This window comes from Aestuariicoccus sp. MJ-SS9 (genome assembly GCF_032586235.1).
Classification (GTDB): domain Bacteria; phylum Pseudomonadota; class Alphaproteobacteria; order Rhodobacterales; family Rhodobacteraceae; genus Aestuariicoccus.
In genome coordinates this window covers 67,144-77,773 of record NZ_JAWHTD010000016.1, presented here as the reverse complement: position 1 = coordinate 77,773, position 10,630 = coordinate 67,144, and the positions used below count along the sequence as shown (strand labels likewise).

At 64.6% G+C, this 10,630-nt stretch carries 10 protein-coding genes and 1 tRNA gene; 3 read left to right on the top strand and 8 right to left on the bottom strand.

What is annotated here, in order from left to right; all coding sequences use genetic code 11:
* Positions 1 to 48: 48 nt before the first annotated feature.
* From RXV88_RS12695 to RXV88_RS12675, 5 genes are all read right to left on the bottom strand, one after another.
* A complete protein-coding gene (locus RXV88_RS12695; protein ID WP_316293394.1) occupies positions 49 to 1,494 on the bottom strand; it encodes a class I SAM-dependent DNA methyltransferase in 1,446 nt (481 codons plus the stop codon).
* A gap of 145 nt (positions 1,495 to 1,639) precedes the next feature.
* Positions 1,640 to 2,281, bottom strand: a complete 642-nt coding sequence (locus tag RXV88_RS12690) for a hypothetical protein (protein WP_316293391.1) — start codon at positions 2,279 to 2,281, stop codon at positions 1,640 to 1,642.
* Positions 2,282 to 2,312: 31 nt separating this feature from the next.
* Entirely contained in the window at positions 2,313 to 2,573 is a 261-nt protein-coding gene (locus RXV88_RS12685; protein WP_316293389.1) for a hypothetical protein, read from the bottom strand.
* A 329-nt stretch (positions 2,574 to 2,902) separates the two neighbouring features.
* Positions 2,903 to 2,977, bottom strand: a tRNA-Asn gene (locus RXV88_RS12680).
* 70 nt (positions 2,978 to 3,047) lie between these two features.
* Complete coding sequence (locus RXV88_RS12675; RefSeq protein ID WP_316293387.1) at positions 3,048 to 3,971, bottom strand: MBL fold metallo-hydrolase; 924 nt, start codon at positions 3,969 to 3,971, stop codon at positions 3,048 to 3,050.
* A gap of 111 nt (positions 3,972 to 4,082) precedes the next feature.
* Between RXV88_RS12675 and RXV88_RS12670 the strand changes: the two genes are divergently transcribed.
* The 3 genes from RXV88_RS12670 (at position 4,083) to RXV88_RS12660 (ending at position 6,396) form a co-directional block, all read left to right on the top strand.
* Positions 4,083 to 5,372 (top strand): ATP-binding protein, encoded by a 1,290-nt coding sequence (locus tag RXV88_RS12670; protein WP_316293386.1) that lies wholly within the window; start codon positions 4,083 to 4,085, stop codon positions 5,370 to 5,372.
* A gap of 168 nt (positions 5,373 to 5,540) precedes the next feature.
* Positions 5,541 to 5,828, top strand: a complete 288-nt coding sequence (locus tag RXV88_RS12665; protein WP_316293385.1) for a hypothetical protein — start codon at positions 5,541 to 5,543, stop codon at positions 5,826 to 5,828.
* A gap of 145 nt (positions 5,829 to 5,973) precedes the next feature.
* Complete coding sequence (locus RXV88_RS12660) at positions 5,974 to 6,396, top strand: acyl-CoA thioesterase (protein ID WP_316293383.1); 423 nt, start codon at positions 5,974 to 5,976, stop codon at positions 6,394 to 6,396.
* A 20-nt stretch (positions 6,397 to 6,416) separates the two neighbouring features.
* On the opposite strand, the gene RXV88_RS12655 is transcribed toward RXV88_RS12660, so the two are convergent.
* From RXV88_RS12655 to RXV88_RS12645, 3 genes are read right to left on the bottom strand one after another with little or no spacing between them, the layout of a single operon-like run.
* On the bottom strand, positions 6,417 to 8,627 hold the full coding sequence (locus RXV88_RS12655; RefSeq protein ID WP_316293382.1) for a PAS-domain containing protein: 2,211 nt from the start codon (positions 8,625 to 8,627) through the stop codon (positions 6,417 to 6,419).
* Positions 8,627 to 9,799 (bottom strand): FIST N-terminal domain-containing protein, encoded by a 1,173-nt coding sequence (locus tag RXV88_RS12650; RefSeq protein WP_410468822.1) that lies wholly within the window; start codon positions 9,797 to 9,799, stop codon positions 8,627 to 8,629. The genes RXV88_RS12655 and RXV88_RS12650 overlap by 1 nt, the downstream gene beginning before the upstream one ends.
* A 44-nt stretch (positions 9,800 to 9,843) precedes the next feature.
* Positions 9,844 to 10,554 carry a response regulator transcription factor gene (locus RXV88_RS12645; RefSeq protein ID WP_316293378.1) on the bottom strand — a complete coding sequence of 237 codons (711 nt, stop codon included), beginning with the start codon at positions 10,552 to 10,554 and terminating at the stop codon, positions 9,844 to 9,846.
* Positions 10,555 to 10,630: the final 76 nt, after the last annotated feature.

The window sequence follows — 10,630 nt, the reverse complement described above, 5'->3', positions numbered from 1 at the left end:
AGATCATCCGCGTGGCATGATCTCAGCGGGGAAAGGGGCAATCACGCCTCAAGCCCTAGTTCTGCAACAACGCCCATCCACGGCCTCGGGGAGCGGTGGGATGTCCTCGCCGATGGGCGGCAGCACGTAGCGGGAGATGTTGAGCGTCCAGCCTTCCTTCTTGATCTCGTCGATGGTGGCGACCTTGGCGCGATCCTCGACATCCTCGAAGGCGCGATACCAAGCGACGATTTGGTCGCTGTGCTCCTGATCGAGGAAGTTTTGAGCGCGGCCTTTACGGAACAGGCTCGACGCATCGATGATCAGGACCTTGTCCTTGCGCACGGCCGGCTTCTTGCGCCGAAGCACGACCACGCAACCGGCAAGCTGTGTGCCATAGAACAGGTTTGGGGCCAAGCCGATGACGGCCTCGATCATGTCGTTCTCCAGGAGCGACTGACGGATCGTCCCCTCGGCCGACTTCCGGAACAGGGCCCCCTGCGGCAGAACGACGGCCATGCGGCTGTTGCCGGTCGGCGCCATCGACGAGATCATGTGCTGGACGAAAGCGTAGTCGCCGTAGCTCTCGGGCGGGATGCCATATTGAGCGCGTCCCCACGGGTCGGCCTCCCAGAGCTCGCGCCCCCATTCCTTCAGCGAGAATGGCGGGTTCGCGATGACGCAGTCGAAGGTCGCGATGCCGCAAGTGCTCGAGTCGGTGAAGGCGGGGCTGCGAAGCGTGTCCTCGCGTGCAATCTGGAAATCCTCAATCCCGTGCAGGACCAAGTTCATCCGTGCGATGGCCGAGGTCGTGAGGTTTTTCTCCTGGCCGTAGATCTTGCCATAGAAGGTCCGCGGGTCGCCGCCCTTGCGCACGACATGCTCGATCGCGCCCAGCAACATGCCGCCTGTTCCGCAGGCGGGGTCGTAGATGCTCTCACCTTCCTGAGGGTCCAGTATCTCGACCATCATCCGCACGACGCTGCGCGGAGTATAGAATTCGCCTGCCTTGTTGCGACGGGTCACGTCGGCGAACTTGCCGATCAGGTATTCGTAGGCGTCGCCGAGGACATCCGTACTCACCGCCTTGTTGCCGAGCCCTATGTCGGAAAAGCCCTCAATCAGGTCTTTTAGCAGCTCGTCCGAGAACTTCTCCTTGTTGCCCCAGTCGGCGGTGCCGAAAACGCGAAAGAGCGTGTCTGGGTTGGCCCGCTCGATCTCCTGCATCGCGCGCTGCAGTGCGGTGCCGATATTCGTCGCTGTCTCGCGAATATCATCCCAGTGGCAACCTTCAGGAACGATGAACCGGTGGATTTCGGGGAACAGCGACGGGTCAGCTTCACCGTAGATTTCCTGCGCATCGGCTGTCTCCTCATCCCAAACGTCTGAAATGCGTTTGAAAAATAGAATTGGAAGGATGTAGCCCTTCCAATCTGTCCGGTCCACCGCCGATCCTCTAAGTGTGTTCGCAGCTTCCCATAGCTTCGATTTCATATCTGACACATCCGTATTCATGCCGCCCAAAAGACATTGACTATCAATGTTTTGCAACCTCAAACGAGAGTGGCTGGCGGTTAAGATTGGGGGAAACTGTGCCGGATGACCCGCCGCCTATTAGGCTCTCAACAACCGCATGGAGCATTCCGTTCTGTTCGAAAGATCAGCGCTCTCGTTTGCCCTTAGGCAGTCGGATCGCGTCCGGGTGATCAATCTGGATGCACTTGACCTGATACCCTTCGCCTGAACGGACAAGGGCAACGGGAAAGATGCCCGACATGTACAGGTGGTGAACGGTAAGCTTCCTGTGTTGCCGCTTCAACGTGTAGTCGCGAACGGCGAACCATTCCTCCAATTCGGCAAAGACTTCGGCGTCCGTCTTCGTCGTTTTCTTGCGCTTGCGTCCGGCCTTGCCAACCGGGTCCTCGCGCGGCTCAGATCGCAATTGCATGACACGCTCAACGAGTTCCCAGCGTTCCTCGTGCGCCTCAAGTGCGGCCCTTAGGTCGTCATTGTGCCAGCCTTCGAGCAGAGCATGGCAGTCCTCGTATCGCCGCCAGCGATTGTCTGCGGGATCAGCGTTGTGGGTTTCGACCGGCATGTTGCCTTTGCGGTCGAACAAGAACGCCTCTGCGAACCAAGTGAAGAAGGCACGGACAAATTGCGGGTAGTCCCGGCCCGTTTCGTCGCAGATGTTCGTCGCGGCCATGACGTAATGCATGAGCGGTTCGAACTCGAAACGTAGGCGCAGGTAGTCGAGGAACGCGTCTTCGAAACACGCAGTCGGAACTGGCTGTTTTTTCATAGTGATCACTCTGGGGAATAACGGTGGCACGTCAATAAGGCGGAACAAATACCCGAAAGGAGTTAAAACTATGACCTGCAAACACGAAGATAATCTTCTGACTTTGGCACTCGATATTGGTCTCTGGGACCGGCCTGACCGTTTCGCTGTCGGTGCGAAAGGCGACATCTACCTCTGTGGGAGCTACCTGCCCGAAGATGTCGTTGGACGCCTCTGCAAGTGCAGCCTCGCGGACATGCTTGATGAGGTCGCTGCAACTGCCAAACACATGGCCGATAAGATGCGTGGCCATTGCACTATAGAGGCCGCCTCGTGAGTCCGCGCGTTCGCGAGCGGCTGCGCATCATCAGCCGGGGCCTCGATCGCTACTGCTATGTGCGGCTGAAGTATATGGGGCGGACCTACATCTTCATGGAAGGGCGCTGGTGGACGGCACCTGATCTATAGCCAACTTCAAAAACCTCGTTCTCCGTTGCGAGGCCACTTGCCCGGGGGTTTGTCACTCTCGGGCCTTTTCGTGGCAGAAGCCCGAATGTTGTAGAGTTGTTGTAGAGGCCCCGGAAAACGACAAAAGCCGCCCATCGAGGCGGCCTTTATCATTTTGATCTCATTGAGATTTTTTGGCTCCGGCGGTAGGGATCGAACCTACGACCAATTGATTAACAGTCAACTGCTCTACCGCTGAGCTACGCCGGAACACGGGGTGGCGTATAGCAACAGAGATTCCGGTCGTCCAGAGGGTTTCGCCCATTGGCGGCGCATTTTTTCAGCCTGGCGGGGCGAGGGAAAAGGTCGTGGTTTCGGCCAGGGGGCCTTCGTGGATCACGCGGGATTTGCGGGTCAGATCAATGAGATGGGCCAGGACGTTGCGCGCGGCGGCGCCCAACAGGGCCGGCGGGGTGTCGGTGTAGATCGCGCGGGCGAGGCCGGCGGCGTCGGCGGGGCCGGCGTGCAGGACCTGCAGGATGGCGGCTTCGCGGGCGCGGCGGTGGGTCAGGAGTTCGGATATCCGCGCCGCCGGAGCCTCGACGGGCGCGCCATGGCCCGGCAGCAGGCGGCGCCAGTCGCGGGTGAGCAGCCGCTCGCAGCTCTGCATGAAGGCGGTCAGGTCGCCATCGGGCGGCGACACCAGCGAGCTTGCCCAGCCCATCACCAGATCGCCGGAGAACAGCAGATCGCCCAGCTCTAGCGCGATGTGGTTGCCGAAATGGCCAGGCGTGTGCCAGGCCCGCAGGCGCCAGCCGTCGCCCGTCAGTTCCGCGCCATCGGCGAGCATCTCCGTCGGTGCAAACGCGGCATCGACCCCTTCGCCCCCGCCAGCCAGTCCGCTTGCGGCCAGCGTCTCCATCTCGGGCGAGCGTCCGGCGCGGGCATCGCCGAAGGCATGGACCGGGGCGCCGGTCCGGGCGCGCAGCGGCGCGGCCAGCGGCGAGTGATCGAGATGGGCATGGGTCACGACGATATGGGCGATGTGCTGTCCGGGGCTCAGCGCCGTGAGGATCGCCTCGAGATGGCGGGCATCGTCCGGCCCGGGGTCGATCACGGCGATGTCGCGCGTGCCCACCAGATAGGTGTTGGTGCCACGGAAGGTCATCGGCGAGGGGTTGTCGCAGAGGATCCGGCGCACCCCCGGCGCGACCTCTTCGGCCACCTCGGGGACGGGGCGAAAGTCTGGCTGGGGGTCCTGCATGGGCTGTCCTGTGTCCGGGGCGCGTCACGTGCATAGGGGCGCGGATCGGGCCTGGGTGCAAGCCATCGAATTGCGGTTTCCCCCCGGCGGAACCCGCAGTAGCCTGCGCGCATGTCGTTCGAATGGCTCAAACGCTATATGCCGCGCGGTCTTTACGGCCGGGCCGCGCTGATTCTGGTGCTGCCGGTGGTGACGCTGCAGCTGGTGGTGTCTATCGTCTTTATCCAGCGGCATTTCGAGGGCGTCAGCGAGCAGATGAGCCGCGAAGTCGCGCGCCAGGTGACGCTGGTGCTGGCCGACCTTCCGGACAGGGCCACTGCCGAGGCGCTGGCCATCGACACCGCTGCGGTTGCGCCAGAGGACGTGCCGGCGGAATCCTCCCGGCGCTGGTACGATTTCTCGGGCATCGTCGTGACCCGAACGCTGGAACGGTTCCTGCCCGAGCTGCGCCAGATCGCGCTGCCGACGGACCGCGATCTGATCCTCTATGTTCAGGGGCCGGACAGTCTCTATCGGCTCGATCTGGACCGGCGGCGCGCCTCGGCGGCCAACCCGCACCAATTGCTGGTCAATATGGGCTTCTTCGGCGTGCTGATGACGGTCATCGCCTTTGTCTACCTACGCAACCAGCTGCGTCCCATCACCCGGCTGGCCAATGCCGCCGAGGCCTTCGGGCGCGGGCGGCACGTGCCCTATTCGCCCTCGGGCGCGGTCGAGGTGCGGTCGGCGGGGAACGCATTTCTGGATATGCGGGCGCGGATCGAACGGCAGATCGAACAGCGCACGCTGATGCTGTCGGGGGTCAGCCACGATCTGCGCACGCCGCTGACGCGGCTGCGGCTGGGGCTGTCGATGCTCGACGACGAGGACCGCATCCCGATGGAACGCGACGTCGACGACATGCAAAAGCTGCTCGATGCCTTCCTGGAATTCGCGCGCGGCGACGCGCAGTCGGGCGCGGCGGAACCGGTCGACCCGGTGGCCTTCGTCAGCGAGGTGGTCGAGGACGCGCGCCGCGGCGGGGCCGATGTCACCCTGGTTTCCGCCGAGGGCGCGGGGCAGGTGGCCCTGCGCCCCACGGCAATGCGCCGCGCGGTGGAGAACCTGATCGGCAACGCTGTGCGCTATGGCAGCCGCGCCGAGGTGTCGGTCGCCCTGACCGACAAGTTCCTGCGCATCCGGGTCGAGGATGACGGGCCCGGCATCGCCGCCGACGCACGGGATGACGCGCTGCGGCCTTTCGTGCGGCTGGATCCCGCGCGCAACCAGGACAAGGGCTCGGGCGTGGGGCTGGGCCTGGCGATCACCGCCGACATCGCGCGCATCCACGGCGGCGTGCTGCGGCTGGGCGAGAGCCCGCGTCTGGGCGGGCTGCGGGCCGATATCGTGATCGGGCGGTAGGGGGGCAGAACCCGGGGATCGACCTTATAACCCATTGTTAACCAACAATAACGACTTCGCACTTTCGCCCGAATTGCGCCGCGCTTTAGCGCCGCTCCTTACAAAGACTGACCTCATCCATGCATGTCCCGGCCGTGGTCGGGCAGAGGTTTTTGAAAGGACGGACACATGAGCATCGCCGCAATCCTCACCGCTTTGTCGATATCGCTTTCCCCGCAGACACCGGCCCAGACGGGATCGCTCTGGCAGGCGCAGGCCCGTCCGCCAGCCCCTGGCATGGTCAGCAGCCAGGGCACGGCGCCATCGGCGCTGGAGCGCGACTATTACACCACGCCGCAGAACTGCACATACCGGCGCACCAAGGCGCTCGGCTATCCCGAAATGTGGATCCTCGTGCTGAACCCTCACCATATCGGACGCCCGAATTCGCCGACCAGCTGCAAGGGGATGCTTTGACGCAACGGAAGGGGCAGGGGCTGAGGCCGCTCTGCCCCTTTTCTGTGTGCTATCGTATGCACGCGCGCGAATGGTGTTCGACAAATGCATGTTCTGTGGTAGCTCATTGGTCCCAAGAAGACAGGATTTGAGACCCCAGACGACCATGCCCGCCTATACGATGCGCCAGCAAGTGCTGAGCCAACACGTTGATTCCACCGGAATCGTTCCGCTCCCGAGATATTTCGAAATGGCCAATGCGCTGGTCGAACGATGGTTCGATGACGCGCTCGACTGGTCGTTCGCGCGCATGCATGGCGGCGACGGTCTGGGCCTGCCCATCGCGCAATGTCAGGCCAGCTTCCCATCCGCCAGCCGCCTTGGCGATCAGCTGGTCTGGCGGCTGGAGGTGCTGCGCATCGGCCGCTCCAGCATGGACCTGCGGCTGGCGGCCAGTTGCGGCGGCGACATGCGGGTCGAGATGACCTCGACCGCCGTGCTGGCCGATCTGGGCGTCATCCGCGCGCGGCAATGGCCCGACGACACCCGCGCGCGCGCCACGGATTATCTGGTCGCCAAGGTGGCCTGACGTGACGCTCCGGGCCCGGGTCAGCCCGGGTCGGCGGCGGCGACCATGTCGAGAAACTGGATCAGCTTGTGGCGGTCGAGCGGCTTTTGCAGCAGATCCAGACCCACCCCCTTGCAGAGCTGGCGCAGATGCGGCGACCGGTCCGCCGAGATGACCGCGCAGGGCAGCGGCCCCAGCATCCCCGTGATCACCTCATAAAGCTCGACCCCGGTCATCCCGCGGCCAAGCTGATGGTCCAAAAGCATCGCATCCGGCGCGATCTCGAGATCGGCGAGCAGTTGCAGCGCGGTTTCCGCATCCTCGGCCTCGATCACATTGACGCCCCAGCTTTCCACCAGGATCGAAATGGCGCGGCGCAATTGCGCGTCGTTCTCCACCAGCAGCACGATCATCCCCGCCTGCGCCAGCCCTTTGGGCCGGGCAGAGCGCGCGCGGGGCGGGGTGGCGGGCGTTTCGGCATGGGCGACGGGCACGTTCACCATGAAACAGCTGCCGCGCCCCGGTTCCGACCAAAGCCCCAGCGGATGCCCCAGCCGCGCGCAGGCCCTCTCGACGATGGCCAGCCCCAGCCCAAGCCCGTCGTTGCTGCTGGCGCGGGTGTCGAGCCGTTTGAACTCTTCGAAGATGGTGCCCTGGTCGGCCTCGGCGATGCCCGGCCCGGTATCCCAGACCTCGATCCGGGCCGATCCGCCGTTGCGGCGCACGCCGACCACGACCCGCCCGCGCGTGGTGTAGCGGATCGCGTTGGCCATCAGGTTCTGCACGATGCGGCGCAGATAGGCCGGGTCGGTCTCGACCGTCAGCGTGCTTTCGACGATCCGCAGGCTCAGCCCCTTGGCCGCCGCCAGCATGCCCATCTCGTCGCGCAGCGGGCCAAGGATCTCGGCCAGCGCCACCGGGCGCACGTCGAACCGCAGAGCGTCTGATTCCAGTTTCGAGATGTCCAGCAGCGCGTCGATCAGCTGTTCGGCGCTGGTCAGCGCCGATTCCGCCTTGGCCAGCACCGCCGCATCGCTGTCGTCGACCAGCCGGTCGGACAGCGACGAGATGAAAAGCTTGGCCGCGGACAGAGGCTGCAGCAGATCGTGACTGGCCGCCGCGACAAAGCGCGACTTCGAGGCGTTGGCCCGCTCCGCCGCGCTCAGCGCATCCTCAAGCTCTAGCGTGCGTTCCATCACCCGCTGTTCCAGGATCTCGTTCATCTCGTAAAGCTTGGCGGCGGCCTCACGTTCCGCCGTGACATCGGTGCAGGAAATCACGAACCCCCGGTCCGGCATGCCGCGGCCGAAGATCTGCAGGGTCTGGATGCCGCCGTGGCGGACCTCGAAACTGATGGGGTCGCGGGGGCCCTCGGACCGGGCCCAGTGACCGAAGCCGGCCCGGTCGATCCCGCGGGTGAAGTCGAAATCGTCGCCCAGCTGATCCAGCAGGCTCTGGAACGAGGCGCCGATATGCAGACGCCGCGCGGGGATCGACAGAAGCGTGCCGATCTTAGCGTTCCAGCCCACCAGCCGCGCGTTCTCGTCAAAGATCGCGACGCCCTGGTTGAGATGATCCAGCGTGGCGCGGATCATGCGCGCCTGCTTGTCCTTGAGCCGCGTGCGTTCCTGGCGTTCCAGCCGGATGATGTCGGTCACGTCGGTCTGCAAGACCACGGTGCCGCCGTTGGCGGTGCGGTGTTCGCTGACCTGAAGCCAGCGGTCATGGGCCAGCTGGACGTTGAACATGACCCGCCGGTCCTTGTGCCGGCGAATGCGCTGTTCGGCCCAGGCCTCGGGTGTCACACCCTCGGGCAGGGCGAGGTAGCGCGACCGGCTGATGCGCTCGACATAGCCCTCAAACGCCAGGCCGGGGCGCAGATCGCGGGTGGTGTCGCGGAAATCGCGGCAGAAGCGCGAGTTGCACATCACCAGATCGTCGTCGCCGTCAAACAGCGCGAAACCCTCGGACACGGTTTCGATGGCGTCCGCAAGGTTGCGCCGCGCGGCCTCGGTTTCCTGGTTGGCCAGCGCGAGCTGGGCGTTGGACTCGTGCAGCAGGTCGAGCGTGCGCTCCAGTTCCAGCGTGCGTTCGCGCACCCGGCGCTCCAGCAGGGCGGCGCGTTCGAACTGGGCATAGGCCGCGCCCGATTGCGCGGTGCCGTATTCCACCCGCCGCATCAGCGCCTCGGTGATCTTGATCAGCTTTTCGTTCTGCCGCTCGAGACTGTCGCTCGGATTGATCAGGGACATCAGAGAGCCTCGTCCTCGGGCGGGTAGATCGCGACGCCCGTCAGCGTCTGGTTCACATGCAGCGCGCCGATCTGTTCGCCGTAGGTCGAAAAGCCGACGAGGTTGTTGTCGCGCAGAATCGCCGAGATCTCGCGCGTCTTCTGGCTCTGCCCGGCCTCGATGCGGCGCAGGATGCAATCGCAGCCGAGGATCTGCCGCGGCCGGCCCGATTGCGCCAGCCCGGCCAGCCCCTCGCGCAGATGTTCGGCGATGTCGTTATGTTTGGCCAGAGTCAGCACCATGCCCTCGTTGATCGCCGAAAAGAACACCAGATGCCCGTCTTCGTTGACGCGCTGGATGGCGCGGACGTGGTGGGTGTCGCCCAGCCGCACGACGACCGGATGGGCGGCGAAGGTGAACGGGTCGAGCTGGTTTGGATCCTTGCCCAGCAGCCGGGCATATTCCGCCGCCGCCGGTTCGGCGTTGATCTCGTGCACGATGCGCGCGTCCGGATCGGCCGAGGTGACGACCATGCGCGTCTCGGTCGGCACCAGATGATCGAGGCTGAAGACCCGCACCGGGCAGCGGCTGCGCACCATCGCGATCAGCGCCGCGTTCTGGCGCACGCGGCCGTTGTGCGAAAGATAGGTGGCGTGAAAATCGGTGCCGTCGCCGGACGATCCGCCAAAAAGCGGCATCGGCCCCAGCCCCGAGGCCAGAACGGTGGTCAGGTGCTCTTCGCGCAGGCTCAGCCCGTCGACCATCAGAAAGGCGAATTCCGCCGGCATGTCGGGCGCGCGCCGGGAAAGCTCTAGCCTGCTCTGGATCAGCCGGTCGATAAGCTGCTGTTCGTCGAAACTGTCAAGCCCGTCGACCACGTAAGAGCGCACCGCAAAGAGGCTGGACGGAAAGGCGACCGCGATGATCTGCCCGTCCTCATAGCCATCGCGGCCCAGTTCCCCCGCGGTGGTGCAGGCCATCACGTCGGCATCGCCGAACCGCCCGGACGCGGCCTGCGTCAGGGTGGTGAAATCCGCATCCGGCGAGACAAACAAGCACACAAGTTCGAACGGCCCGGGCCCGAGCTGCGACAGGATCGCATCCACGGGTGTCGGGTCCGTCGCGGCGATCTGTGCGATGCACAGCGCGCCTTTCATCTCCTCCCGGGCAGAGCTTGTTTGCGCTCCGTCCAACTGCACTGGTTCCCATCAGTGGCTACAGGGTCACGATAGGGCGATCATCCTTCGGTTGGCAAGACCCGCGAAAACCGCGCCTCTTGCGCGATCAGCACGGCCTGGGTCCGGCTGTGGACGCCAAGCTTGCGCATGATCGCGGTGACATGGGCCTTAACCGTGGTCTCGGCGATCGACAGGTCATAGGCGATCTGCTTGTTCAGCTTGCCCTCGCAGATCAGCGAGAGGATCCGCGCCTGCTGGTTGGTCAGTGACGCCAGCCGCGCCAGCGCATCCTCGGGCGCGGCCTCGGACGCGCCGCCCTGCGGGTCGATATAGCCGTCGGGCACGAAGGGCGCGCCCTGGCTGACCGCCTCATAGGCACGGCGAAAGACCGAACGCTGCGAGTGTTTGGGCACAAAGCCGTTGGCCCCGGCCTTGAGCGCGTGGCTGATCATGCGGTTGTCTGCCATGGAACTGGCGATGATGATCGACACGCGCGGCGCGGCGGTGCGCAACCGCACCAGCCCGTCGAGCCCGTTCACATCCGGCAGGTTCAGATCGAGGATGATCAGCGTCAGGCCAGGGTCCTGCGCCACCACCTCCAAAGCCTGTTCCAGCGTCCCGGCGGTGCGGATGTTCTCGAAATCGGCGATGGATTGCAGGGTCAGGGTCAGCGCATCGCAAAAGAGCGGATGATCGTCGACCACGAGCGCCCGATCCGGCCCTCTTCGCGCAGAAACGTCCTGCTGGTTTTCGGCCCGGGTGGAATACATACGGCTGGCCTTTCTCGCTATCTCGCCCACGATACAGGCCTCGGCGGCGCCGGTCACCTGCCGAAAGGTCGAATAG

Coding starts and splice junctions, on each gene's coding strand:
- RXV88_RS12695 (WP_316293394.1), bottom strand. CDS start 1,494: ATGAATACGGATGTGTCAGATATGAAATCGAAGCTATGGGAAGCTGCG.
- RXV88_RS12690 (WP_316293391.1), bottom strand. CDS start 2,281: ATGAAAAAACAGCCAGTTCCGACTGCGTGTTTCGAAGACGCGTTCCTC.
- RXV88_RS12685 (WP_316293389.1), bottom strand. CDS start 2,573: ATGGCCACGCATCTTATCGGCCATGTGTTTGGCAGTTGCAGCGACCTC.
- RXV88_RS12675 (WP_316293387.1), bottom strand. CDS start 3,971: ATGCAGGACCCCCAGCCAGACTTTCGCCCCGTCCCCGAGGTGGCCGAA.
- RXV88_RS12670 (WP_316293386.1), top strand. CDS start 4,083: ATGTCGTTCGAATGGCTCAAACGCTATATGCCGCGCGGTCTTTACGGC.
- RXV88_RS12665 (WP_316293385.1), top strand. CDS start 5,541: ATGAGCATCGCCGCAATCCTCACCGCTTTGTCGATATCGCTTTCCCCG.
- RXV88_RS12660 (WP_316293383.1), top strand. CDS start 5,974: ATGCCCGCCTATACGATGCGCCAGCAAGTGCTGAGCCAACACGTTGAT.
- RXV88_RS12655 (WP_316293382.1), bottom strand. CDS start 8,627: ATGTCCCTGATCAATCCGAGCGACAGTCTCGAGCGGCAGAACGAAAAG.
- RXV88_RS12645 (WP_316293378.1), bottom strand. CDS start 10,554: ATGTATTCCACCCGGGCCGAAAACCAGCAGGACGTTTCTGCGCGAAGA.